This is a genomic window from Pseudonocardia sp. (assembly GCF_025465255.1).
GTDB lineage: Bacteria > Actinomycetota > Actinomycetes > Mycobacteriales > Pseudonocardiaceae > Pseudonocardia.
This window is the reverse complement of record NZ_JAODNI010000072.1, coordinates 35,160-60,174: the sequence shown is the minus strand read 5'-3', so window position 1 is coordinate 60,174 and position 25,015 is coordinate 35,160. Positions and strand designations below refer to the sequence as shown.

Annotated in this window: 22 protein-coding genes and 1 pseudogene; 7 read left to right on the top strand and 16 right to left on the bottom strand. The window is 72.3% G+C overall.

What is annotated here, in order from left to right:
• Positions 1–199: 199 nt before the first annotated feature.
• Positions 200–823 (bottom strand): DoxX family protein, encoded by a 624-nt coding sequence (locus tag JWP64_RS07500; RefSeq protein ID WP_297493846.1) that lies wholly within the window; start codon positions 821–823, stop codon positions 200–202.
• A 774-nt stretch (positions 824–1,597) separates the two neighbouring features.
• On the opposite strand from JWP64_RS07500, the gene JWP64_RS07495 reads away from it, so the two are divergent.
• Entirely contained in the window at positions 1,598–1,771 is a 174-nt protein-coding gene (locus JWP64_RS07495; RefSeq protein WP_297493844.1) for a hypothetical protein, read from the top strand.
• Positions 1,772–1,805: 34 nt separating this feature from the next.
• Here the strand turns inward: JWP64_RS07495 and hppD are convergent, their stop codons facing one another.
• Positions 1,806–3,005 carry a 4-hydroxyphenylpyruvate dioxygenase gene (hppD, locus tag JWP64_RS07490; RefSeq protein ID WP_297493848.1) on the bottom strand — a complete coding sequence of 400 codons (1,200 nt, stop codon included), beginning with the start codon at positions 3,003–3,005 and terminating at the stop codon, positions 1,806–1,808.
• Between the two features lie 150 nt (positions 3,006–3,155).
• Between hppD and JWP64_RS07485 the strand changes: the two genes are divergently transcribed.
• Positions 3,156–3,665, top strand: coding sequence for an Lrp/AsnC family transcriptional regulator (locus JWP64_RS07485; RefSeq protein WP_297493842.1), 510 nt, complete (start codon positions 3,156–3,158; stop codon positions 3,663–3,665).
• Between the two features lie 30 nt (positions 3,666–3,695).
• Here JWP64_RS07485 and fahA read toward each other — a convergent pair whose 3' ends face one another.
• The 7 genes from fahA to JWP64_RS07450 form a co-directional block, all read right to left on the bottom strand.
• On the bottom strand, positions 3,696–4,871 hold the full coding sequence (gene fahA / locus JWP64_RS07480) for a fumarylacetoacetase (protein WP_297493840.1): 1,176 nt from the start codon (positions 4,869–4,871) through the stop codon (positions 3,696–3,698).
• Positions 4,868–5,710 carry a hypothetical protein gene (locus JWP64_RS07475; protein WP_297493847.1) on the bottom strand — a complete coding sequence of 281 codons (843 nt, stop codon included), beginning with the start codon at positions 5,708–5,710 and terminating at the stop codon, positions 4,868–4,870. Before JWP64_RS07475 ends, fahA begins: the two co-directional genes overlap by 4 nt.
• 68 nt (positions 5,711–5,778) lie before the next feature.
• Positions 5,779–6,975, bottom strand: a complete 1,197-nt coding sequence (locus JWP64_RS07470; protein ID WP_297493838.1) for a cupin domain-containing protein — start codon at positions 6,973–6,975, stop codon at positions 5,779–5,781.
• Positions 6,885–8,597: an FAD-dependent monooxygenase gene (locus JWP64_RS07465; protein WP_297493836.1), complete on the bottom strand. Its 1,713-nt coding sequence runs from the start codon at positions 8,595–8,597 to the stop codon at positions 6,885–6,887. Before JWP64_RS07465 ends, JWP64_RS07470 begins: the two co-directional genes overlap by 91 nt.
• 43 nt (positions 8,598–8,640) lie before the next feature.
• On the bottom strand, positions 8,641–9,600 hold the full coding sequence (locus JWP64_RS07460) for an MBL fold metallo-hydrolase (protein WP_297493834.1): 960 nt from the start codon (positions 9,598–9,600) through the stop codon (positions 8,641–8,643).
• Between the two features lie 31 nt (positions 9,601–9,631).
• Positions 9,632–11,005 carry an MFS transporter gene (locus JWP64_RS07455; protein WP_297493832.1) on the bottom strand — a complete coding sequence of 458 codons (1,374 nt, stop codon included), beginning with the start codon at positions 11,003–11,005 and terminating at the stop codon, positions 9,632–9,634.
• A gap of 179 nt (positions 11,006–11,184) precedes the next feature.
• A complete protein-coding gene (locus JWP64_RS07450; protein WP_297493830.1) occupies positions 11,185–11,730 on the bottom strand; it encodes a MarR family transcriptional regulator in 546 nt (181 codons plus the stop codon).
• A gap of 144 nt (positions 11,731–11,874) precedes the next feature.
• Here JWP64_RS07450 and JWP64_RS07445 point away from each other — a divergent pair.
• A pseudogene (locus tag JWP64_RS07445) lies at positions 11,875–12,612 on the top strand (acyl-CoA desaturase); the annotation flags it as partial.
• A gap of 660 nt (positions 12,613–13,272) precedes the next feature.
• Here JWP64_RS07445 and JWP64_RS07440 read toward each other — a convergent pair.
• Positions 13,273–13,458 carry a DUF1918 domain-containing protein gene (locus JWP64_RS07440; protein ID WP_297493829.1) on the bottom strand — a complete coding sequence of 62 codons (186 nt, stop codon included), beginning with the start codon at positions 13,456–13,458 and terminating at the stop codon, positions 13,273–13,275.
• Positions 13,459–14,000: 542 nt separating this feature from the next.
• Here JWP64_RS07440 and JWP64_RS07435 point away from each other — a divergent pair.
• On the top strand, positions 14,001–15,146 hold the full coding sequence (locus JWP64_RS07435; RefSeq protein ID WP_297493828.1) for a hypothetical protein: 1,146 nt from the start codon (positions 14,001–14,003) through the stop codon (positions 15,144–15,146).
• A gap of 20 nt (positions 15,147–15,166) precedes the next feature.
• On the top strand, positions 15,167–18,112 hold the full coding sequence (locus JWP64_RS07430; RefSeq protein ID WP_297493827.1) for an FtsW/RodA/SpoVE family cell cycle protein: 2,946 nt from the start codon (positions 15,167–15,169) through the stop codon (positions 18,110–18,112).
• Between the two features lie 12 nt (positions 18,113–18,124).
• Here JWP64_RS07430 and JWP64_RS07425 read toward each other — a convergent pair whose 3' ends face one another.
• The 3 genes from JWP64_RS07425 to JWP64_RS07415 form a co-directional block, all read right to left on the bottom strand.
• Complete coding sequence (locus JWP64_RS07425; protein ID WP_297493826.1) at positions 18,125–19,120, bottom strand: rod shape-determining protein; 996 nt, start codon at positions 19,118–19,120, stop codon at positions 18,125–18,127.
• Between the two features lie 653 nt (positions 19,121–19,773).
• On the bottom strand, positions 19,774–20,082 hold the full coding sequence (locus JWP64_RS07420) for a hypothetical protein (protein WP_297493825.1): 309 nt from the start codon (positions 20,080–20,082) through the stop codon (positions 19,774–19,776).
• Positions 20,083–20,208: 126 nt separating this feature from the next.
• Positions 20,209–20,442: a hypothetical protein gene (locus tag JWP64_RS07415; protein WP_297493824.1), complete on the bottom strand. Its 234-nt coding sequence runs from the start codon at positions 20,440–20,442 to the stop codon at positions 20,209–20,211.
• A 431-nt stretch (positions 20,443–20,873) separates the two neighbouring features.
• Between JWP64_RS07415 and JWP64_RS07410 the strand changes: the two genes are divergently transcribed.
• Positions 20,874–21,584: a CdaR family transcriptional regulator gene (locus JWP64_RS07410; RefSeq protein WP_297493823.1), complete on the top strand. Its 711-nt coding sequence runs from the start codon at positions 20,874–20,876 to the stop codon at positions 21,582–21,584.
• Between the two features lie 7 nt (positions 21,585–21,591).
• On the opposite strand, the gene JWP64_RS07405 is transcribed toward JWP64_RS07410, so the two are convergent.
• Together JWP64_RS07405 and JWP64_RS07400 are read right to left on the bottom strand one after the other, a co-directional pair.
• Positions 21,592–22,356, bottom strand: a complete 765-nt coding sequence (locus tag JWP64_RS07405) for a DUF5995 family protein (protein ID WP_297493822.1) — start codon at positions 22,354–22,356, stop codon at positions 21,592–21,594.
• A 92-nt stretch (positions 22,357–22,448) separates the two neighbouring features.
• Positions 22,449–23,345 carry an O-methyltransferase gene (locus JWP64_RS07400; RefSeq protein WP_297493821.1) on the bottom strand — a complete coding sequence of 299 codons (897 nt, stop codon included), beginning with the start codon at positions 23,343–23,345 and terminating at the stop codon, positions 22,449–22,451.
• A 115-nt stretch (positions 23,346–23,460) separates the two neighbouring features.
• On the opposite strand from JWP64_RS07400, the gene JWP64_RS07395 reads away from it, so the two are divergent.
• On the top strand, positions 23,461–24,021 hold the full coding sequence (locus tag JWP64_RS07395) for a hypothetical protein (protein ID WP_297493820.1): 561 nt from the start codon (positions 23,461–23,463) through the stop codon (positions 24,019–24,021).
• Positions 24,022–24,085: 64 nt separating this feature from the next.
• Here JWP64_RS07395 and JWP64_RS07390 read toward each other — a convergent pair whose 3' ends face one another.
• The gene (locus JWP64_RS07390; RefSeq protein WP_297493819.1) at positions 24,086–24,961 is read right to left on the bottom strand and encodes an NmrA family NAD(P)-binding protein; all 876 of its coding nucleotides are present in this window, start codon (positions 24,959–24,961) and stop codon (positions 24,086–24,088) included.
• Positions 24,962–25,015 lie beyond the last annotated feature (54 nt).

The window sequence follows — 25,015 nt, the reverse complement described above, 5'->3', positions numbered from 1 at the left end:
GCCCGGCCGCCCTGGCCCGCCACTGGCCCGGCACGCCCGCCGGGCTCGCCACTCTGCACCGGCTCGCCCGCCTCGCCGCTCCCGACGCACCGGGCAGGAGCAACGGCGTGGCGTTGTGAGCCGGCCGGCCCCACGGTCGCACGCGCCCGCGGGTCGTCGGGTCGATCAGCCGCATCGGACTGCCGGCACGGTCTGCCGCTCAGCAGCCGGACGACGCCGATCCCGTGGCACGATCCGGAGTGGGAGCGGAGCTCGCTGCCGCTGCCGGAGTGGCTGGGCTGTCTGCCGCGGCCTGGGCCGCCGGCGCAGCTTGCCGAGCTGCGACCGCCCGGCGACGACGCTGCACGAGCACCGCTGAGAGCACCGAGGACGCCAGCAGACCTGCTCCCGCCATCCAGGGCCGGTTCAGCCGATTCCCGACGGCCGCGTCGAGCGACCAGTCCCCCGGCCCGGTCAGGGACAGCGCGGCCGCCGACAGGCCGAGCAGGGCCGGGTACTCGTACCCGCCGCTGGCGGCGAAGAAGCCGTTGGGGGCGTGAACCGATGCTGCCGCGATCATCGTGCCCGCGGCCACCGAACCGGCGACAGGAGTAGCCAGCCCGAGCCCGATCAGGGTGCCCCCACCCGCCTCGGCGACCCCCGCGGCCATCGCGTTGGCGCGCCCCGGCTTGAACCCCATCTGGTCGAAGGCGCCCGCGGTTCCCTCGATCCCAGGGCCACCGAACCACCCGAACAGCTTCTGCGCCCCATGGGCGAACAACACTCCGCCGACGCCGGCGCGTAGCGTCAGCAGGCCAAGATTGTGCGCTGGCGTGAACCCCATGGCATGTGTCCCTTCCCGTCGCTTCGCTGAGCGGGATGCCCACACCCCAACCATTCATGCCGCTGATCTGCCCCGGGTTGGTCGGAGTCGCCTCACCCGCGCCCGCCCCTGGGCAGGAACGCCTCATCGATCCCCGCGCCGATCGCACACAGGTCCGCGTTACCCGTACAGATGCACCCGGCCGGCCGGCTTTGCTTGACATCGCAAGCCTTCCGCCGACACCGAGAAGGCCGCTCGCTCATGGACACCGACGCCGTGGAGCCAGCGGGCGACGCCTCCTCGACAAGCAGCTCGACGCCGCACATGGGCCATCGTGCTCGATCTCAGCGCACTGTCCGTCCTCGCGCCGGGCGCCGTACCGGCACTCGTCCAGGTCCTCCGCCGTGCCGCCCGCGCCGATATCGGCCTGTACCTCGTGACCGCCGACGACACCGCGTGTCAAGCCCTCGCCACCGCCGGCAGCCCGGAGCTGTTCGAGATCCCCGGCAGCGCTCGCCGGGCACCTGATCCGCCACAGCCCGCTTCTCGTCCGCCAGGCCGGCCACTGCTACCGGCTCCGGCGATGCGATGAGAACGAGGCCGGCGCACCTCGTCACGAGCACCTCAGCACCTGAGGGGCGCTCTGCTCGGCGTGGGGCCGATTCCGCGAACGTGGCCGGAGGGCACGGCGGCTCTACGGCATCCGCCGTCAGGTCCCTCTGCCCTGGCCAGGAAGATCGAACGCTGGAATCCTCGACGGCACGGCACGGCACGACCGCGCCCAGGAGGACCGAGATGAACGGCCAGGCTCTCGCGGCTCCCGCCGACCGGGTCCAGCTCGTCGTGTTCGGCGACGCCGACCCGCTTCCGGCCTGGGTCGAGCGCTGGGACGACCATGTGGGCGGCCGGCCACGGGCCGCCGTGACGCACGCTCCCGGCTCCGTGCTGCTGGTTCCGCGCTCAGGCTGAGCTACCGCCGCCGGGTCCGGGAACCGTCGCGCGTTCAGAAGTTGCCGCGCTTGTCCTGTTCGCGCTCGATGGCCTCGAACAGTGCCTTGAAGTTGCCGATCCCGAACCCGAGCGAGCCGTGCCGCTCGATGAACTCGAAGAACAGGGTCGGCCGGTCCCCGAGCGGCTTGGTGAAGATCTGCAGCAGGTAGCCGTCCTCGTCCCGGTCGACCAGGATCCCGCGCTTCTGCAGCTCCTCGATCGGCACCCGGACCTCACCGATCCGCGCCCGCAGCGCCGGGTCCTCGTAGTACGAGTCCGGCGTCGCCAGGAACTCCACCCCCTTGGCCCGCAGCGTGTCGACGGTGCGCAGGATGTCGTTCGTGGCCAGCGCCAGGTGCTGGGCGCCGGGGCCGTCGTAGAAGTCCAGGTACTCGTCGATCTGCGAGCGCTTCTTGCCCGGCGCCGGCTCGTTGAGCGGGAACTTCACCCGGTGGTTGCCGCTGGTGACGACCTTGCTCATCAGCGCCGAGTAGTCCGTCGCGATGTCCTCGCCCACGAACTCGGCCATGTTCGTGAAGCCCATGATGCGGTTGTAGAAGTCCACCCACTCGTCCATCCGGCCGAGCTCGACGTTCCCGACGACGTGGTCGAGCGCCTGGAAGATCCGCTTGGGCTCACCCTCCGGCTTCACGTAGCCGGAGCTGCGCGCGACGTAGCCGGGCAGGTAGGGGCCGGTGTAGTGGGAGCGGTCGACGAGGGTGTGCCGGGTCTCGCCGTAGGTGGCGAGAGCCGAGGTGCGCACCGTGCCGTGCTCGTCGGTGACGTCGTGGGGCTCCTCCACGATCGTGGCGCCCAGGGCGCGAGCGTGCGCGATGCAGCGGTCGACGTCAGGGACCTCGAGTGCGATGTCCACAACGCCGTCGCCGTGGCGGCGGTGGTGGTCGAGCAGCGGGCTCTTCGGGTCGACGCCGCCCTTGAGGACGAACCGGACGGCGCCGGACCGCAGGACGAAGGCGTGGTGGTCCCGGTTGCCGGTCTCGGGGCCGGAGTACGCGACCAGCTCCATGCCGAACACCTGCTGGTAGTACAGCGCCGCCTGGGTCGCGTTGCCCACCGACCACACCAGGGAGTCCCACCCGGTGACGGGGAACGGGTCGCGGTCGTCGTCGTACTCCACCAGCCCGACCAGCTGGCGGAGCTGGTCGAGGTCGAGCTCGGCGAGGCGTTCCTGGCTGGTGAGGGTCTGGTCGATGCTCACGGCGGAGCCTCCTGGGCGCGCGGGTTCGGGATTCGCTGCGCTCAGGAGACCGCGGCTCACGCAGGTACGCAAGCAAGCAGTTTCGATCTGGTCCGGCTGACCAGTTTGTCGGGCTAATACCGGTCGCAACTGTACGATCTGCCCATGACCACGCCACTGGACGCGCTGGACGTCGACCTGTTACGGGCGCTGCGCGACAGTCCCCGCGCGGGCGTCCTCGAGCTCTCCCGGACGGTGGGGGTGGCCCGCGGCACCGTCCAGGCCCGGCTCCACCGGATGGAGGAGTCGGGGATCCTGACCGGCTACGGCCCGGATCTCGACGTCGCGGCGGCCGGGTACGGGGTGCAGGCGTTCGTGACCCTGGAGATCGCGCAGGGCGCGCTCGACGAGGTGACGGCCGAGCTCACCGCCCTGCCGGCGGTGCTCGAGGCCTATGCGACGACCGGTTCGTCGGATGTGCTCTGCCGGCTGGCCGCGTCGTCGCACGAGGACCTGCAGCAGACGCTGTTGGCGCTGAACCGGTCGCCCGTCGTCAGCCGTTCGACGAGCGTCGTGGTGCTGTCGGTCGTCGTGCCGTCCCGGGCGCTGCCGCTGCTGGAGAGCACGCCCCGCCACGCACCACGGCGTGCCCCGGCGTACCGGGAAGCGCCGTGAGAGGCGGAACCTGCGCCTGAGCAGCCGGCGTCAGCGGGCGGGCAGGATCCGGCCGCGGACCTCGCCGAAACCGATCCGGCCGCCCCCGGCGCCGGGGGCCGTCCCGGTGATGACGACCTCGTCGCCGTCGAGCAGGAAGCTCCGCTCCTCGCCCTTGACCGTGATCGGTTCCTTCCCGCCCCAGGTCAGCTCCAGGAACGCGCCCCGCTGACCCTTCTCCGGACCCGAGATCGTGCCGGAGCCGTAGAGGTCGCCGGTGCGCGACGACGCGCCGTTGACGGTCATGTGGGCGAGCATCTGCGCCGGGGACCAGTACATCTCCCGGTAGGGCGGCCGGCTGACCTCCTCGCCGTTCCACTCCACGACCAGATCGACGTCCAGCCCCCACGGGCCGGTCTCCCGCAGGTAGGGCAGCGGCTCGGGATCGGACTGCCCGGGCAACGGGATCCGGGCGGCCTCCAACGCCAGGATCGGCACGACCCACGGCGAGATCGACGTCGCGAAGCTCTTGCCCAGGTTCGGGCCCAGCGGCACGTACTCCCAGGCCTGGATGTCGCGGGCCGACCAGTCGTTGAGCAGGACCGCGCCGAAGACGTGCCGGACGAAGTCGTCGACCGGGATCGGGGCGTTCAGCGGCGTCCCGGTCCCGACGACGAACCCGAGCTCCGCCTCGATGTCCAGCCGCACGCTCGGCCCGAACGACGGTGCCGTGTCCGTCGGGGCCTTGCGCTGCCCGCTCGGCCGTACCACGTCCGTCCCGGAGACGACGACGGTGCCGGCCCGGCCGTGGTAGCCCACGGGCAGGTGCTTCCAGTTGGGCAGCAACGGCTCGGCGTCCGGGCGGAACAGCCGCCCGACGTTCGACGCGTGGTGCTCCGAGGCGTAGAAGTCCACGTAGTCCGCGACGTCGATCGGCAGGTGCAGTGTCACGTCCCGCACCGCGTGCACCGCGCCGTCCGGGACGTCACCGGCCACCAGCGCCGTGACCTGCTCCCGGACCCGCACCCAGCGGTCGTACCCCTGGGCCATGAACGGGTTCAGCGTGGGCGCGGCGAAGACCTCCTCGCCCAGCGCCGCGGCGAGGTCGACCACGGAGTCGCCGACCCGCACGCCCACCCGTGGGGCGTCACGGGCGGCGGAGAAGACGCCGTAGGGCAGGTTGTCCACCCCGAACGGCGAACCGTCGGGGATCTCGATCGCGATCATGGTTCTCCTCCGGGGCGGTCGACCAGGCCGAGGTCGACCAGCTCGGTCAGCGGGTCGATGATGCTGCAGGTCCCGAACGAGAGGAACCGGGCGCGGGCGGCGGCGACGCGCTCCTCCCCCAGTTCGCGCACGCGGGCGGCGACGACGGCGCCGTCCCGCTCCACCAGCAACGCCCGGACCTCGGCGTCGTCGGCCCCGCGGGCGACGGCCTCGGTGGCCAGCAGCAGGTTGAGGAACCCGTGCTGCTCGAAGCCGGTCTCTGGATCGGTGTTGCGCAGCGCGTGGTGCAGCCCGGCGGTGGCCTTGAACGGCACCCCGGCCTCGACGGCGGCGCGAATCGTCGCGGCCAGCTCGGCCTCGTCCGGGTAGAGCTCGGCGCGGACGCCGCCGGTGCGGAACTTGGCGAGGTAGCGGGTGCCGGCGAGGGCGGCGAGCAGCGGGCCGCGCCGCTCGTCGCGGGGTATCTCGACGTACACCTCGACGGACGTCCCGGCCGGCGCCTCGTCCAGCGTCGCGATCAGCTCACCCGGGTTCACGCCGTCGGGCACCGCGATCTCCAGGGCCACGAGCGCCACGGGGAGGTCCGTCATCGCGTCGAGGACGCCGGCGACCTGTGCGGGCCCCTTCGGCAGCGTCACCGCGATCGGAAGCGGGCCCGCGGCATAGCCGGCACCCTCGCCGCTTCCGAGCACCGCGCCGAGCTCCGCCAGGCCCGACGCCGCGACGACCAGCGGCCCGACGAGGCCGCCGTACCAGGACTCCTCGTGCTCGCGGTGCGCCTCGACCGCCTCCGGGAGCGGCGCCAGTCCGGGCGGGAAGACCGCGGCGTCGTCGAGCATCCCCAGGACGACCGACGGCAGACCACGACTCGGTGCACCGAAGACGCCGACTCGCGGGAAGTCCGTGGTCACGAGGCGGGTCCGCGGCCGGACCAGCTCCAGGCGTAGGTGCCGTCGTCGACGGCCCGGCCGCCCTCGCCCAGCTCGAGCGGGCGGAACGTGTCGACCATGACGGCGAGCTCGTCGAAGAACTCCGCGCCGATCGAGCGCTCCATCGCGCCGGGCTGCGGGCCGTGGCTGTGCCCGCCCGGATGCACGCTGATCGAGCCCTGACCGATGCCCGATCCCTTTCGGGCCTCGTAGTTCCCTCCGCAGTAGAACATGATCTCGTCGGAGTCCACGTTGGCGTGGTAGTACGGCACCGGGATCGACAGCGGATGGTAGTCGACCTTGCGCGGCACGAAGTTGCAGATCACGAAGTTGTCGCCCTCGAAGACCTGGTGCACTGGCGGCGGCTGGTGCACCCGGCCGGGGATCGGCTCGAAGTCACCGATGTTGAACGTGTACGGGTAGAGGCAGCCGTCCCAGCCCACGACGTCGAACGGGTGCGTCGGCACCACGTAACGGGTCCCGGCGACCCCTGTGCTGCCGCGGTGCTTGACCAGCACCTCGACATCGGTGCCGTCGACGAGCAGCGGCTCGGTCGGTCCGTGCAGGTCCCGCTCGCAGTAGGGGGCGTGCTCGAGCAGCTGCCCGTAGCGCGACAGGTAGCGCTCGGGCGGGGCGATGTGCGAGTTCGCCTCGATGGCGTAGAGCCGCAACGGGTCGCTGCCGGTGGGGATCCAGCGGTGGGTGGTGGCACGCGGCAGGATCACGTAGTCGCCCTGCCGGGCGTCGAGCGCACCGAAGACCGTCTCGACGACCGCGGTGCCGGACTCGACATAGACGCATTCGTCGCCGACGGCGTTGCGGTAGAGCGGGCTGGTCTCCCCGGCGACGACGTAGAAGATTCGCACGTCGGCGTTGCCGAGCACCAGGCGCCGGCCGGTGACCGCGTCGACGGCCTTCCAGTCCTCGCCGAACAGGTCGTGCAGCTTCAGGTGCCGCGGCACCAGCGGCACGTTCGGCGTGGTGGCGACGTCGCCGAGCTCCCACACGGTCGCGTCCACGATCGCCGAGGGCACGCCGCGGTGGTAAAGCAGCGAGGAGTCCGAGGAGAAGCCCTCCTCCCCCATCAGCTCCTCGTAGTAGAGCCCGCCCTCGGGCGTGCGGTGCTGGGTGTGCCGCTTGGGTGGGATATCACCGGCTCGCCTGTAGTGCGCCATCGTGGCTCTCCTCCTTCGGTGACGGGGTGCGCGGCGGCACGGTGCAGCGCCGCGGTGATCTCTTCGGTGGTCGGGCCGGTGAGGACGGCGGCGATGTGCGCGTCGGGCCGGACGATCCACACCTCGCCCGGGCGTGCGGCCAGGGCCGCGGTGAGCGTGCCGTCGGTGTCGAGGTCGGACAGGGCGAGCACCCGGACGGGGCCGGGGGCGACTCCGGCGGCGTCCCGGACGGCGGCGGGCGGCACGCCGTCCGTGGCGAGCAGCAGGAAGCCGTCCCGGGCCAGGGACCGGATCCGTCCCGGCCGGCCGCCGGGAGTGGTGACGGGTGCGTCGGGCAGCAGCACACCCGGCCCGGCCGCCGGCGACTGCCCGCGTGGCGGTCGACCGGTGAAGGGTCGCTCGGCGCTCGGAGTGGTCAGGGCGGAGTCGAGGTACCAGAACGGTTCGGCGAGGCGGCCGGAGTCCACGCGGGCCCTGCTCTGCGGGTCGGTGGCGGCGGCCGAGAGGATCTCGGCTCGATGCCGGGCCTGCTGCTCGTCCTGGGGGACGAGGAAGTCCATGGTCGCGGTGGTGACGGCGATGTTCTCGGCCGCCGCGGCGTGCCGCTCGGTGTGGTAGCTGTCCAGCAGCGCCTCGGGCGCCCAGCCGTGGCCGACGTAGGCGATCTTCCAGGCGGCGTTCTCGGCGTCCGCGACCCCGGAGTTGAGGCCGCGGGCACCGAACGGCGAGACCAGGTGCGCGGCGTCGCCGGCGATCAGGATCCGGCCGCACCGCATCCGGTCCACGCACCGGGAGTGGAACCGGTAAACCGACTTCCACACGATCTCGTAGTCGGTGCCGCCGACGATCTGCCGGATACGGGTGTCGAGCGCGCCGGAGGCGACCTCGTCGTCGAGGTCGTAGTCCGCCGGGACCTGCCAGTCGATCCGGAACGTCGAGTCCGGGCACGGGTGGATCAGCACCTGGCGGCCGGGGTTCCATTCGGGGTCGAAGTAGAACCGGCGCTCGCTGGCCCAGCCGGGCAGGTCCGCGCGGATGTCGCAGATCAGGAACCGGTCGTCGAAGGTGTGCCCCTCGAACGAGACGCCGAGCAGGCGGCGCAGCTCGTCGCTGCGGGCACCGCCGCAGGCGACCAGGTAAGGCGTCCGGAACTCGACGGGGCCCGCCACGGTCTCGCAGCGGACCGTCACCCCCTCGTCGTCCTGCTCGACGTCGGTGACGCGGTGGTTCCAGCGCAGGTCGACGAGCGGCTCGGTGGCGATCAGCTCGTCGAGGATCTCCTCGCTGCGCGTCTGGGAGATGTTGACGAACGGCGGGAACGCCGCGCGGCCCGGCTCCTCGAACTCGTAGCTGAACAGCTCCGCGTCGCGGTGGAAGGTCCGCGCGGTGGTCCAGGTGACGCCCTCGGCGGCGATCCGGGCGCCGGCGCCGACGGACTCCCAGACGTCGAGCACGTCGCGTTGCTGGCAGATGGCCTTGGACCCGACGGGGTCCCGCTCGGGGCGCTGGTCGAGCACCACCGTCGGGACGCCCCAGCGGGCCAGCAGCAGTGCGGTGGTCTGCCCGACCGGACCGGCGCCGAGGACGGCGACCGGACCACCGGGCCAGGATGTGGAGGACATCTCCGGGGCTCCCGTCGTTGCGAGGTGCTCGGGTCGGAGTGGGTCAGCTCTGCAGCTGCGCCCAGACCTCCTGGTCGCGTTCGGCGGTCCAGATGATCGGCCGCTCGATGCCCGAGAGCTCGTCCCAGACCCGGGACACGTCGAACGGCAGGCAGTGCTCGAAGATCGGCCAGCTGCCGAAGTCGTCGACCAGGGCCGCGTGGGTGGCCTCGAAGGCCTCCTTCAACGTCCCGCCGCGCTGCTGCACCGCGTCCACCTCGCGCAGCATCGTGTCCAGGAAGCCGCGGGTCTTCGCGATCGCGGCGTCGACCTGCTCGCGGCCCTTACTGACGTCCCCGCGCCCGCCGACGAGCTGCTCGGCACCCAGCGCAGCCAGCCGGTCCAGGGTGGAGGTCGTCCACTCGCGGTGGAACGCGTCGCCGGTGTAGAGCGCGGCCTCGGCCTCCACCAGGTCCCCGGCGAAGAGGATCCGCTGCCGGGGCAGCCAGGCGACGATGTCGCCCTCGGTGTGCCCGCGGCCGTGGTACTGCAGCACCAGGTCGCCCCGGTCGCCGCCGAGGTCGATGGTGAGCCGGTCGGAGAACGTCAGGGTCGGCCAGGTCAGGCCGGGCACCGAGTCCGCGGCCTCGGCGAGGCGCGGCATCCGGGCGAACTCGCTCGCCCAGTCCTGCTTGCCGCGCTCCTCGACCAGTGCCCGGGTGTTCTCGTGCGCGACGATCACCTCGGCGTCAAACGCGCTGGCCCCGAGCACGCGGACCGCGTGGTAGTGGCTCAGCACCAGGTAGCGGACGGGCTTGTCGGTGTACTCGCGCAGCTTCCTCAGCCACTTCGCCGCCGCGACCGGGGTCGCGAGGGCCTCGAAGCAGACGAGGAAGTCCTCGCCCTCGATAGCGCCGATGTTCGGGTCACCCTCGGCCGTGAGGGCGTAGACGCCGTCGGCGAGGACCTCGAGGGTCTGCTCCTTGGCCGCGGTGTCGGCGGACGAGGCGAACGGCTTGGCCATGGTTTCCTCCGTGAGAATCGGTTCGGGACGGTCAGTGGTCGGCCGGGGCCGACCCGATGACGAAGGCCTCCCGCTCGGCCGCGGAGCGCTCGCGCAGGGCGAGGACGGCGGCGAGGGTGACCAGACAGGCGAGCAGCATGTAGGCCGACACCGACAGCGAGGTGCCGGTCAGCCCGATCAGCCAGGTGGCCAGCAACGGCGCGAAGCCGCCGCCCAGGATCGCGCCGAAGGCGTAGGCGAACGAGACGCCGCTGTAGCGGACCCCTGCCGGGAACAGCTCGGCGTAGGCGGCGGCCTGCGGCCCGTAGGTGAGGCCCAGCCCGAAGGCCATCACGATCACCGCGACCAGCATCAGCGGGATCGAGCGGGTGTCGAACAGCAGGAAGAACGGGAAGGCCCACACCGCCATCGCCAGCGTGCCGATCAGGTAGATCCGGCGGCGCCCGATCCTGTCGGACCAGCGGCCGGCGACCAGCGTGAACACACCCCACGCGACAGCGCCGACCATCCCGACGAACAGCATCGTCGTGCTCGACAGCTTCAGCGTGCGGGTGCCGTAGGAGTTGATGAAGGCAATGAGGATGTAGCCGATCATGTTGTTCGCGATGAACAGGCCGATCGCGACGACGAGCTCACGGCGGTTGGAGCGCAGGATCTCGGCGAGCGGCGCGGAGCGGCGGGCGCGGCGGCGCCGCAGCTCGGTGAACACCGGGCTCTCCGCCACGCGGGACCGCACGAAGAACCCGACGGCGATCAGGACGACGCTGAGCAAGAACGGGATCCGCCAGCCCCACGCCGCGAACTGCTCGTCCGTCGTCACGGCCGAGACGGTGAAGAACACCAGGTTCGCCAGCAGCAGGCCGATCGGCACGCCGATCTGCGGGAACGACCCGAAGTATCCGCGGCGCCCCGGCGGGGCGTGCTCGACGGACATCAGTGCGGCACCGCCCCACTCACCACCCGCGGACAGCCCCTGCAGCAGGCGCAGGACGACGAGCAGGATCGGCGCCGCCACGCCGATCGAGGCGTAGCCGGGGAGCAGGCCGACGCCGATCGTCGAGATGCCCATCAGCAGCAGGGTCGCGACGAGGATCGACTTGCGGCCGAAACGGTCCCCGAGGTGCCCGGCGACCATTCCGCCGATCGGCCGCGCCACGAAGCTCACGCCCAGGGTGGCGAATGAGGCCAGCAGGGCCGTCGAGCCGTCGAGCGCCGGGAAGAAGAGCCTGCCGAACACCAGGCTCGCGGCCGAGGCGTAGATGAAGAAGTCGTACCACTCGATCGTCGTGCCGACCAGGCTCGCGCCGACGACACGGCGGATCTGGGCGGCATCGGCGGCCGCCGTGGAAGCCGGACCGGTGGTCCCGGCCTCGGCCGACGGACCGGCGTCAGGGGATTGCGCCATCGGAAATCCCTTCCCAACTCTGGGAGGTCGCGGGGCTCGACCGTCGACTGTACGACGATCAAAGGTTTGACTACCTGAGGAACGGTAGCGCCCCGCGTCCGTGAACACCAGAACTAGTCAAAGATTTTATTGGTTGGCTCGAGGAGGCAGACCCCTGAGGCGAGAGGACGAGCGCGCCCTCAGGCGCGCCGGCTGATCCACTCCTGGCCTTGCGCCGCCCGCGCGAGCTTCGTCAACACGCCGTTGAGCGTGGCGAGCTCGTCCTCGCTGATCAGCGAGGCCCACCTCGCCTCGCGCTCGTTGTGCGCCCGGAACGTCGTCTCCAGCGCGTCGGCTCCGCGCGCGGTGAGCGAGAGAATGGCGGCTCGCCGATCGCGTTCGTCCGACCGTCGCGCGAGCAGGCCCGACGCGCTGAGCGTCTTCGTCAGGCTCGAGACCGCGGCGCGACTCATCCCGGAGAGATGGGCGACCTGACGTGACTCGCGTGGTCCCGCGACCCAGAGGGTGAACAGCAGCCGGAACGCCGACCAGCTCCAGCCCGCCGGCCGGTGCACGGTGGATTCGAGGTCGTAGACGATCGAGCTCGCCACACGGTGCAGGAGCAGCACCATCTGCATGGCGGAGCGGTCGATGCCCGGGAGCCGCTCGGCGGTGGTGTCGACCGCGATGTCGGCGAAGGAGAGGAAATCGGTGGCCGCGCTGTCGCCGTCGGCGGAATGTCCCATCCCCCGATCGTAAAACCATTGACCGCCTGCTGCGGTCCCGTCGGCGGCCGGGTCGGCGATGCCACCGCGGCCCGCGTGATCGTCAGGCCGAGTCGGGCGGGGTGGTCTCCGCGCTGCTGGTGCGGACGGTGCGGGCGATGTCGGGAGTGGGACAACACCACCCCCGCCGAGTACTGGAAGTACTCCCACAACTACATGCACCACACCTACACGAACGTCGTCGGCAAGGACCGCGACGTCGGCTACGGCATCCTGCGCATGTCGGAGGAGCAGCGCTGGCACCCCTACTACCTCGGCAACCCGCTGTGGAACGCGCTGCTCGCCGTGTTCTTCCAGTGGGGCGTCGCGCTGCACGACATCGAGATCGAGAAGATCGTCGCCGGCGAGAAGGACCGCAGGACCGTCTGGTCCCAGCTCAAGCGGATCGGCCGCAAGATGCGCTCCCAGTTCACCAAGGACTACCTGGTGTTCCCGGCGCTGGCCGGCCCGTTCTTCGCCCCCGTGCTGCTCGGCAACGCCACCGCCAACCTGGTGCGCAACCTCTGGTCGCACGCCATCATCTTCTGCGGGCACTTCCCCGACGGCGCGGTCCAGTTCACCGAGGAACAGCTCGAGGGCGAGACCCGCGGACAGTGGTACCTGCGCCAGATGCTCGGCGCCGCGAACCTCGACGGCGGCCCGCTGTTCCACCTACTCAGCGGCAACCTGAGCTTCCAGATCGAGCACCACCTCTTCCCCGACCTGCCCAGCAACCGCTACGCCGAGATCGCCACCGAGGTCCGCGCGCTCTGCGACGAGTACGGCCTCGAATACACGACCGGCCCGCTCCGGAAGCAGTACCTCCAGGTCCTGCGCCGGATCAACCGGCTCGCCCTACCCTGAGCCGGGTCGCCCGTCGCCGCTCTCGGCCGAGACCACCGCGATCATGGGTTCGGCGCCGCTCGACAGGACGACGGTTCGGCGCCGCGGAGCACGGTGTGAACTGCCTCGCTGAACTCGTCGTCGATGCCGCTCCGGTCGCGCTCCAGCTCTCCGGCGAGCCTCGGGTACGAGCTGCGGCGGCCTCGAGAAGCCAGGCCGGCGGGACGGGCGCGGTGCGGCCGGATCGGGAGACAAGGCCGAACGTGCGGGCCAGCCCGTCGACAAGCAGAGCGGTGTTCATCCCGCCGGCAGGCACGTCCGTGAGCCAGGGATGGCTCAGACATCGACTCCACAGCTCTCGTGCCCACGTCTCGACCCCGTTGCGCCAGTCGTGCTCGCCGAGCTCCGGAGGTGGACCCACGGCGGTGTCGACCATCAGCGCGACGAGGCTGTCCTTGGAGTCGACGTAGCGCGATCAACCGGGGGGAATGAGCCCGAACCGGCCATGATCTCGGGCCCAATGTGATCGGCGCCGCGAACGAGGTGGTAGTCGTGGGCGATGTCCAGCTCCCCCAGCGGCCGGTGAAGTTGCCCGGTACCGTCGTGCAGGTTGAACTCGTCGTGGTCGCCGCAGCGTAGGAAGATCGCGAGGCCCCCGGCGCGGATCGCCGGTCGGAGGCCTCAACCGGCGGATTCGACGTGGGCGTTCGGGCCGGGGAAGTACACCGACTCGTGCCCGTCCTGCCAGCGCACCTGGTAATGCTCGGTCTCCCCCTCGCCGAGGACGTCGACGACCTCCCCCCGGCGGCGCGCAGCGTCCAAGGTCTGCGTCTCGATGACGATGTGGTCACCGCGCTTGGCTTGCATCAGGCCCCTCCACACTATCGGCGAGCCTTCAGGATGGCGCACCGCGCGCGTCCGGGTCAGCCCCAATTCCAGGAGGCGGAGGCGAGCGTCCACGCGGTCGGGCCGGCCCGAGGACCGGGGCGCGGCTCACCCCCTGCCGCGCGGCTGTACGGGCCAACCGGTCACCGCACGGCGGTGTTCGAGGCGTCGGACCAGTTCTGAGTAGCCTTGTGACGTGGTTCACTTGACCCCGGGGCGAAGACACGGGGGGACGGCCATGGACGGGGCACCGGTCCGGGGCGACAGGAGCCGCACGGCGCGGCACGGACAGCACGCCGGACGAAGAACGGCCTCACCGTCGGTCTGAACGACGACGGCAGGACCGCACTGGATCCACCGCCAAGCACGGGCCGCACATCCCGACGCACGATCGCGGCCCCCGGTGACGTCGCTAGCTAGTCCCCTGAGGATGGCCTGTAATGGTGCTGTTCGGTTCACGCCATGGTGGAGCACCCACGACGACCCGCGACCGGCCGAGACCACCGGAAGAGCGCCCGGAGGTCGTGGTCCAGCCGCACGTGGAGCAGCCGGCCGGCCTCGGCCTCCCCCGGCTGCTCGAGATCGCCGGGATTACTCCCTCGCAGGCCCTCGCGCTGGGCGCCGACGTGCTGGCCGGGCTGGAGTCCAGACACGCGGCCGGAGGGGAAGGGCTGTCCCCGAAGGACGTCCACGTCGGACCGGACGGCCGGGCATGGCTGGTCGATCGGGCGCGGGTGGCCGACCGGGCGCAAGTGGACGGACCTCTCCCGGAGACGGGGGAACCCGACCTCACCGCCGTCGCTACGTTGCTCGACGACCTGGGCGGGGCCGCTCGGCGGACGGCCCGGCACCCGGACGCGCGAACGGTCGAGCGGCTGGCTGCGCTGGACGCGGCCGTCGTCGAAGCGACCCGGCCGGGCGGCACCGTCGCGGCGGTGGCGGCGGGGTTGCGCGACGCCGATGCCTCCGGCGGTACCGCGGCACGGGCCGAGCTCGCCCGGCTGGTCGCCGCTGCATACGGCCGGGGCGCCGGTCCGGCGCCCGGAGGGGCCGGCACCGCACCCCGGCCGTCGGCGCCGCCCGCTCCCGCCGCAGGCCGGGCTCCGCTGGCCCTCGCACGCTCCGTCGCCGCCCGGACGTGGAAGTGGACCGTCTCGCTCCTCGTGCTCGTCACGGTGATCGCGGTCGAATTCGCGTTCCTGCACGACCAGATCGCCCGAGACATCGCGGCGCTCCTCGACGCCGGTCGCACCGGCTCGACGACGTCGGACGCCTCCGCCCGGGAACCGGCCCCGGTCGTCGCCCCGGCCCCGCCCACCGCGGGCGCCGTCACCGCCGTCGACCTGCGGACGCTGGGCCCCTGCGCTCCCGGCCAGGCCTGCGAGGCGCGGGTGCAGGTGCGGCTGCGCCCCGGTCCCGGGCCGCAGACCGTCGACTGGGCCTTCCAGGTCGTCGACCGCTGCACCGGCACGGTCGTGGTCCTTCCGGGCGGGACGGTCACGATCCCGCCGAACGGCGATCGCGCCGACGCGATCGACGCGCTCGCCATGCCACCCGGTGACGCGCTCGCCGTGCTGGCCCTGACCGGCGCGCCCGACACGGCGGCCAGCGCGCCGGTGTCCGTCCCGGCGCAGGCCTCGTGCACGATTCCTGCCGAACCGTCCCGCTGACCGCCCGAGGGGGCGATGGTGTGCTGATCGTGGAGAGTGGTGGTTCGCCCGGAACGCCGCACGACCCCCCGCCGAACGAGAGGCTGCGGCGCAAGGACCCCGGTGGCGTCGCCTTCGACGTGTTGGCCATCCTCGCCGCGCTCGTCCTGGTCGGACTGGGACTGGCCAACCTCGATGCGGTCGAGGGCCCGGCCACGGCGGCCCGGCAGGCGGCGGTCGGCGCAACCGGGATCGCCCTCGTGGCCGTCCTGTGGCGGTTCCGGGTAGGATTGCTGGCCGTCCTCGGCTGGGTCACCTACCTCCTGGCCGTGCTGCTGCTCGGCGCGGTGCTGGTCCTGGGGGTCTCGGCGAACGGCGCCACCCGGTGGATCGGCATCGGCGGGTTCACCTTCCAGCCGTCCGAACTGGCCAAGCTCGGACTGCTGCTCGTGCTCGCCGCGGTCCTCGGTTCGGACCGCGCCCCGTGGCAGCGCTTCGTGTTCGCGATAGGGCTCGCGCTGGTACCGATCGGGCTCACGCTGCTCCAGCCGGACCTCAGCACGACGACCCTGCTGGCCGTGCTCACGGTCGCGATGCTGATCATCGGCCGGGTTCCGGCGCGCTTCCTGCTGCCCATGTTCGCCGCGGCCGCCGTGGCGACGCCACTGGTCATCGGGATGTTGCGGCCCTACCAGGTGCAGCGGCTCGGCAGCTTCCTCGTCGGCGCGCACGTGTCGCCCACGGGCGCGGGCTGGGCGGTGCAGCAGGCGCGCATCGCCCTGGGCTCGGGGTCGATCTTCGGTCACTCGGGCGGGCCGCTGACCGACCTGCTGGCCCAGTACCTGCCCGAGCGGGAGTCCGACCTCGCGCTGGCCAGCGTCGTCGAACAGTTCGGGCTGGTCGCGGGCGGCCTCGTCGTCGTGGCGGCGATCGTGCTGGTGTGGCGGATCGCCCTGGCCAGCCGGGCGCCCCGCACGCCGCACGGGGCCCTCGTCGGCGGCGGTCTCGCGGTCCTGCTCGGGGTGGAGATCGTCGTGTCGCTGGGCGGCAACCTCGGGTTGCTGCCGCTGGCCGGGGTGCCGTTCCCGCTGCTGAGCATCGGGGGGACGGCGCTGTTGGTGCACCTGGTGGCGCTCGGGGTCGTCCTCGGGGTGCGCCGGGACGGGGCGCGCCGGCGGCTGTGGGCGGTGCCGCGCTGGCGCGCCAGGCCGCGGCTGGTGCGGGCGACCGCGCTGGGGCTGACCGGGCTGCTCGTGGCGTTCGGGCTCTACGGCTGGAACGTGCAGGCCGCCGACGGCGCGGCGCTGAGCGCGGCGGGGCAGGAGCAGATGACGCGCTGCATCCGGATCCCCGCCCAGCGCGGCGCTATCACGGACCGGCACGGCGCCCCGCTCGCCACCGGTACGGCCTCCTCGGACACCGGGGTCGACCAGGTCGTCGCGGTGCCCGCCGTGCTGCGGTCCCGGCCGGACGACGTCGCCCGGCTCGCCGCGCTCACCGCACAGCCGGTCGACGCGGTGCGCGCCGCCCTCGACGGTGTGCCCGCGACCACCATCGCGCTCCGGGTGGCCGACGTCCCCCGGGCCACCGGGGACGCGGTCATCGCGGCGGGCATCACCGGGGTGCTGGTCGTGCCGGAGCCGCGGCGGTCCTACCCGACGGGGCCCCTCCTCGGCCCGGTCCTCGGGTTCGCGGGGGTGGCCACGCCGGCCGACCTGGAGCGGTGGCCGGACCTGCCGCCCGGCGAGATCGTCGGGCGGGCCGGCCTCGAGCAGCAGTACGACGCGGTCCTGCGCGGGACGAACGGCCAGCAGTGCGTGTACGTCACGCCGGCGGGTGTGCCGGTGGCGATGGGTGCGCGCACGGATCCGCTGCCGGGCGCCGATCTGAGGCTGTCGCTGGACCTCGGACTGCAGCAGCAGCTGACCAGGAGCCTCGAGACGGCGCTGCGGGGCCAGCGGAGCCCGAGCGCGATCGGCGCCGCCGTCGCGATGGACCCGCGCGACGGCCAGGTCCTGGCGATCGCGAGCCTGCCCTCCTACGACAACAGCGTCTACGGTCCGCCGGTCGACCCGGGCGCGCTGCAGGCCGCCGCCGCAGCACCGGGCCACCCCATGATCGAGCACGTGACCCAGGCCGCCGTGCCGCCGGGATCGACGTTCAAGCTGGTCGTGGGTGCGGCCGCCACCGCGCACCCGGTGTTCCCGCCCGAGCAGGTGATCCCCACCGGGGCGAGCTTCACCCTCGGCGACCACACGTTCGGCAACTGGAAGCCGATGGGCCCGATGGACCTCGTGCAGTCCCTCGCCTGGTCCAACGACGTGTACTTCTACAAGCTGGCCAACGCACTGGGGCCCGATTCGCTCATCGACACCGCCCACGCGCTGGGGGTGGGCGCGCCGACCGGGATCGACCTGCCCGCGGAGTCGGCGGGCTACCTCGGCACGCCCCGGTCGGTGCACGACCGCGGCGGCGTCTGGTACGGCGGCTCGACGGTGATCCTCGGCATCGGGCAGGGCTACCTGCAGGTCACGCCGCTGCAGAACGCCCGGTGGACGGCCGGTGTCGCCACCGGACAGCTCGTCACCCCGCGGCTGGGCCTGGCCACCGGCCCCGGTGGCGGCGCGTTCATCGCCCTTCCCGTCACCCCGCCGACCCCGATCCCCTTCGCCGGCTCCCTCGGCCCGGTCCGGGACGGGATGCGGGCGGCCGTGACCGGTGGGACCGCCACCCGGCTCGCGGGCCTGCCCGTGCCGGTCGGGGCGAAGACCGGGACCGCGGAGGACGGGAGCCTGTCCGCCGACAGCTACGACAACTGGATGGCCGCCGCCGCTCCCATGCCGAATCCCGGCGTGGTCATGACGGCGCTCGTCCAGGGTCCCGGCACGGGCGCCAACAACGCAGGGACGGTGGTCGCCGACGGGCTCCGGTACTACCTCGGCCACCAGGCCGACGTGCTCGCCACCGCGCCGGTGCAGTCGCCGTAGGCGCGGCGGCGCTCAGGTGCGGCCGTAGGCCTCCAACACGCCCGGGCTCCGCAGGCACCGCGCGGCACCCTCGGCGACGCAGGTCAGCGGGTTCTCGGCCCGTTTCACCGGCAGGCCGAACGCCCGCTCGAGGCTCTGGTCGAAACCGCTGGTGAGGGCGGCGCCGCCGAACATCAGGATCCCGTCGGCCAGCACGTCCCCGGCGGCCTGCGGCGGCAGGTCCTCCAGGCAGCCCACGAGCGTCCGGACGATCGTGTCGGTGATCGGCCGCAGGACCTCCGTGATCTCCGCGACCGGGATCGTCTCGAGCCGCGGGCGGCCCGACCCGATGTCCCGCCCGTGCACGACGAGGCTGGGCTCGGCGTCGAAACCGGCCTGGACCTTGACCTCCTCGACCGCCTGCTCCCCCACGGCGAGCTGGTGGTGTTCGCGCAGGTGCTGGTGGACCGCGACCGTCATCTCGTCGCCGGCCACCCGGCAGGACCGGGAGGCGACCACGCCCCCGAAGCAGAACGCCGTCGCCTCCGCGGTGCCCCCTCCGACGTCGACGACCATGTGGACACGTCGCTCGAGAGGGTCGATCCCGCAGCCGACCGCGCCGGCGATCGACTCGTCGAGCACCGTCGTGCCGCTCATGCCGGCCTCGTCCGCAGCCTCCAGCAGCGCGCGCCGTTCCAGCGTCGTGGCACCACTGGGCACGCCGATGACCACCCGGCCCCTGCCCCGCAGCCAGGGGCGCCGCGCGATCCGGCGGAGGACGGCCTGCAGGTAGAGCTGCGCCGTCTCCAGGTCGACGATCACGCCGTCGTGCAGCGGCCGCATCGCGGTGAACCCCGCGGGTGCCCGCCCGATCAGCTCCGACGCCTCCCGGCCGATCGCCATGATCCGCCCGCGACGGGCGCGCGTCCCGCGCAGCAGGAGTACCGACGGCTCGTCGAACAGGATGCCCTCGTCGGCGTGGCACACGACGGTGTTCGCGGTGCCGAGATCGATCCCGAGATCGGCCACAGATCCTCCCCCAGCACCCAGCGGTCGCCCCGAGACAACCGGGAGTGCCAGTCTGGTGGTGCGACGGGAGCCGGTCCAGCAACTCGCCCTCGTCCGTCCGCCGCTGCCTCCACTTGGCCGCGCGAATTGCTACATATGGCGGAGCCGATGTCGCCCGGATGCCGTATATGCCTCGGCCATACCGACAGGACGTGGGTTCGCATCCTGGGCATTCGGTTGCGCGCCATCGATCCCCGGCCTCGACGAATCTTGCGCGATCCGCCGGCGCACGACTCCACCGAGAAGTACGGAAGGCACGCCGCCGGACCGTGTATCCGGATCAACGGCGGGGGCCACCCGAAACGGCTCGAGCTGATCGAGGGGTGGCTCATTCGGATCAGGAGCCGGTGGCAACGCGGTCTTCACCCCCTGCGTGCGCCGTTCCCGGCGACGTGCGGCTCATCGAACGCATCCTCGGCTGGGACTGCTACGTCCGGCTCGCGTTCGACGAACTCCGGCTCGCCGGAGCCGCCTCACCGCAGGTGCCGCGCCGCCTGCGGGCCGCGTTGGAGGACCTCAGACCGTCCGTCGACCTGGCCTCGGCAGCCCGCGGCCACCACGACCGACGCCACGCCGGGCCGCCGCCTGGAACGGCCTCGCGCCCCGCGGGAGCGTCACGCCATCGAGCCGCAGCCGTGCGCCACGTGGAGCCGGGTGAGTGTCTCGACCGTGGCGGCGAGGCCGTCGACGAGCAGGACGGGCGGCGCGTGCCCGGCCGGCGTCCATCCGGGGCCTGCCGCGACCAGGTCGGCCGGGCAGGGGATGGGGTCGAAGACCGAGGGATCGGTCACGTCGGGTGTCAGGGCCAGGACCACCATGACGGCACGGGCAGCTCGGGTCGCGGTGTCGCCCAGGGCCGGGGCCGGCGTCCGGGCACCCAGCAGCGTGCTGACGATCCCGGCTGCATCGAGTGCGGCGGACACCGCGACCAGGGGCAGCTCGTGCCGCTCCTCGGGCGTGCACGCGAGCAGGACCGCAGGCCCCGTCGATCCGGCCGGGTCGACGGGCTGAACGGCGCGGGTGAGCTCGACCCGTGGCGATATGGGAGATCAGGTGCTCCACGGCGATGCCGTGGGCCAGGTCCGCCCACCGGCACCGATCGCGGCCAGGACCGGGCGGAGCACGTTCTCCCACGTCGCCTCGACCGAGGTGCACGCGAGGTGGTCGGCCAGCAGCCGGCGGACCGCGGGCCCGTCGAGGTCCAGCGCGGCGGCCCCGAGTTGATGCGCGACCGGGTCGACCTCGGGAGGCAGGCCGAGCGTCTGCGGTGAGGCCGCGAGCACCGTACGCGCGGCCTCGGCGGTGGGGATGCCTTGGTCGGCCAGTCGCCGAACGGCCTGCAGTGAACTCCTCTGTTCTCCGCAGGCCCGGATGGAGTACCGCAGTCAATCACCGAGGGTGGCCGGTCGCTTCCGCCAAGTGGCATATTTCTCGACGGAACCTCCACAAAGCCGCCATTGTCGGGCTACCGTCCCTCGGAACAGCATCTCGCCCCGAGTGCAGGAATGACCGTGCAGCACTTCCGGGGCACGCACTACCGAAGTTCGGAAAGGACGACCATGTGCACCGGGAACGGACTCCCCCAGCGGCCGGCGTCGTCGCCGCCGCCCCCTCCGTCCACTCCCTCGTCCCCGGCGCGCTGCGCGCCGCCCCCGTAGATCGTCCGGCGGCACCCGACGACGTCGGAGCCGAACCTCCGGGAGGGGGCCCGAGGATGAAGGATTCGGTCGAGGTGGTGATCCAGCAGGCCCACGGATACGTCGTGGTGCAGCTGGTCGGCGTGCTGTCGATGCACACCATCGCGGCGACCCGCACCACACTGGTGGAACTGCTCGACGGCCCGGGCTGCGTGGTCGCCGACCTGTCCGGCCTGCAGTTGCGCCACCCCGGCTGCGCGACCGTCTTCGCCGCCGCCACCACACAGGCCGGCGGCTGGCCACTGGCGAGGCTCGCCCTGATCGGCGCCGATCCGAGGATGCTCAGCCACCTGTCGCCCCGCGGCGTCGGCCCGGCCGTCCCCGTCGCCGAGAGTCTCGGAGCCGCACTCGCCATGACCGACCAGCCACCGCACCCTGCCCGGACCTCCTCCACCGGTCCGGCCGGCGACCAGCACGCCTCGCGCATCACCACGATCGCGCAGACGAACCCGGACGCGGCCCGGTTCGTCCAGGACTGGCTCGGCGTGCTCATCGAGCACGACATGTTCGGCCACCTCGAACTCGTCACCACCCTCTCGACGTTCCTCGAGCACGGCCGCGACTACACCGCCACCTCCCGGGCTCTGGGAATCCACCCCAGCACGGCCCGCTACCGCGTCTACCGGATCAATCAGCTCACCCGACTCGACCTGCACGACACCGAGAACCTCCTGAACCTGCACGCCGCAACCCGGCTCTTCACGCGGACCTCGGACGAACCGTTCTGAGGCGGGGTCAGGGCAGGCCGCGCGCGCTGAGCAGCAGCCAGCCCAGGAACCGGGCGCTGTCGTCGAGGCGCTGACGCTCCTCCTCGACGGCCTCGGCGTACTCCGCCGGATCGCCGCGGTGTTCCCAGACCCGCTCGGCCGCCTCCCACGCGAGGTACCGGGTGACGCGGACGAGCAGGTCGGAGGCCGCGTTGCCGAACCTGTCGAGGATCCCGCCCTCCTCGGTCTCGGCGAGGAACGCGCCGAAGTCCTCCCTCAGGTCGTCCATCTCCTCGGCGAAGATGTCGTTGACCAGGTCGTAGTCGTACCTCCGGTCCGCGGTCGGCGGGTAGATCTTCCACGTCTCGAGCAGGGCGAACGCCAGGTCGAAGTTGACGTGCGCGTTCACCCCGGCGGCCGCGAAGTTGGGGTGCCCGACGTCCTGGTCGTCGCGGCGGTCGAACAGCACCGCCCAGCAGCGGGGCGTGTCCTTCGCCCCGGTCGCGTACTTCTGGATCGCCGCGAGGTAGCGCCGGGCGAACTCCAGGTCGAGCAGGGTGAGGAAGTCGGGATCGCGGAACTCCCGCTTCTCCCGCCTGCCCTCGACGGTCTCCAGGATGTTCGTGGTGATGGTGCAGTAGAGCCGCGAGAAGCAGGAGATCCCGTCGATCTGCGGCTGTACGAGGTCCGCCGCCGAGGTATCCCTGATCGCGGTGAGCCTCTCGACCACGTCCTTGATCGTCTCGACCTCGGTGCAGAACTCCGCCAGGTCCTTCGCGCCTTGTCGGGCCACGGTCCGTGCTCCCCCGGTCGTCCATGTCGTCCTTTGAGGAGAGCACGGAAAGCGCCGATGAGATACCCCTGGCTCCCGTCCCGCGCGCCCGATCAGCCGACGTACTCGGAGACGAGGACGAGGTCGGGCAGGAGCAACTGGTACTCGGCGTGGGTGCGGTGCTCGGTGGTGCGCCAGCGGCCTCCGTCGACGGTCCGCATCGTCTCGCGGTACCCGGGGACGCCGGGGAAGCCGACGTTGTCGGCGACCACGACGGATCCGGGACGGAGCCAGCAGGCGGCCTCGATGGTTTCCAGGTCGGGCAGGTAGGCCTTCTTGTCGTGGTCGAGGAAGAGCAGGTCGAGCGTGCCGGGGCCGAGGCCGTGCTCGTCGCGGAGGGTCCCGAGCGTCGCGCCGCCGTCGCCGAGCGTCCCGACGATCACGCTCACGCGGTCCGCGACGCCCGCGTGGCGCCAGATGCTGCGGGCGACGGCCGCGTTGGCGGAGCTGAACTCGACGGAGCAGACCCTGGCCGAGGGCATCGCGCGGGCGATCCGCAGGGCGCTGTACCCGCAGTAGGTGCCGAGCTCCAGGACCAGCCGGGGCCGGGCGCGGCGGACCGCGGCGTCCAGGATCTCGCCCTTCTCGTCGCCGATATTGATCATGAATTTGCGGGTGTGGCAGAACTCGTCGACGGCATGGATCGCGTCGTCGACGTCGCCTGCTCGGGCGGTGGCCAGGACGTGGTCGGCGAGCGCCTGTTCGCGGCCGTCGCCGACCTGCCACTCCCGCTGCAGGCGCCTCATCCCGAGTGCGAGCCGCAGGAACGACCACCGCAGGAAGGGCACGGGCTTGCCTGCCGCCTCGTTGACGGCGACGGCCGCGCCCCCGGCTGCGGTCGCCCAGAGGATCCTGCGCAGGAACGCGAGCATGTTCACCCGGTTCGCGACGGCTCCGGCGCCGACGGCGAGTGCCGCCGACGCCAGGAGTGAGCGATGGTTCCGCAGCATCGACGGCCTCCTCTCCTCGCGGCGGACGTCCGGCGGCCCGGCGCCGCAACCTCGTGCGCTCTGTGACGTCTATCACTACGTGGCCGGATGTGCCACCGCCGCGAGAGGACTCGCCATGACCACGATCGCCCGACTGCTCGTCGCCCTGCTCCTCGCACTCACCGGCGCGCTCGTCGTGGGTGCGCCCGCCGCTGCCGCGGCGCCCGCCTGCGACCCGACCGTCGGCTCGCAGCCGAAGACGGCGGCGCTGATGAGCACCTCGCCGCTGGTCGCGATTCGTACCGGACACGACCGGTGCTGGGACCGGGTCGTCTTCCAGGTCGCCGGCTCCGTCGGCGCCGGTTGGGACGTGCGGTACGTGGACACCGTCGTCCAGGACGGATCGGGCGCACCCCTGGCCGTGCCCGGGGGTGCGCGGCTGTCGGTGGTGCTGCACCACCCGTCGACCGACGAGCAGGGCGCGCCGACCTATCCGGCCCGCATCGGGCCGGTCGCGAACGTCGTCGGCTCTCCCACGTTGCGCAGCGTGGTGTTCGGCGGGTCGTTCGAGGGGTACACGACCGTCGGTGTCGGGGTCCGCGCCCGCCTGCCCTTCCGTGTCTTCACCCTCGCCGGGCCTGGTGGCGACACGCGCATCGTGCTCGACGTCCTGCACGGGTGGGACGCGGGCCGCTGACGTTCACGGAGTTCGGTGGCGTGGGCCGGGCGTCGGACGGCCCACGCCACCCGGCCTGCCGGCGTCAGAAACGGGCCTCGCGGGTGTCCGGCGACAGCCCGAGGAACGCGCCGCGGCGATCGTCCAGCCAGCGTTCCAGCGGGCGGGGGGACTCGCCGGTCAGCGTCCGCGCATCGTCGGTGACGGCGGCGCAGGCACCGCCGCGCACCCACTCGAACAGCTCGACCATGCCCTCCGCCTGCCAGTCGGAGAAGCCCGCGGCGAGCATCGTGGAGCTCGCCTCGTCCGGGGTGATGTCGACGTACTCGACCTGGCGGGCGAACACCGCCGAAATCCGTGCGGCGACATCGGCGTAGCTCAACGCCTCGGGCCCGCCGACGACGTAGATGTCGTCCGGTCCGTCGAGGGTGAGCGCGCGCGCCGCCACCGCGGCGACGTCGGCGGCCGCCATGAACGCCACCCGGCCGTCCCCCGCCGGCGCCGACACCACGCCCTGCTCGCGGATCGTGTCCGTCGCCGTCAGCAGGTTCTCCATGTACAGGTTCGGTGCGACGTAGGTGGCCGGCAGGTCCATGGCGTCGATGTGCGCGGCGACCTGACGGTGGTTGCGCATGAACCGCACGGTGCAGTCGGGGTCCTGGAACCCGTCGGCCGCGAGCTTGACCAGGTGCGGGCGGTGCCCCGCCGCAAGGACCGCGTCGATGAAGGCGATCTCGAGCTCGACCTGTTCCTCGCTCGACGGGCTCATCAGGAATATCCGGTCGAACGTCCGCAGCACGTCCGGGGAGGGTGGGCCGTCCAGGGTGGCCACGACGTGGCCCGCCGCGGGGGGCAGGTCCAGGGCCTTCGCCTCCACGCGGACCATGCCCGTGACCGGCTCACGGGCGTCCGTCAGCTCCTCCACCAGGCGATAGCCGACCTGGCCGGTGGCCCCGGTCACCAGGATCATGGTGCCTCCGACGTCGAGCGGCCGCAGCGCTGTCCCCGACGACGA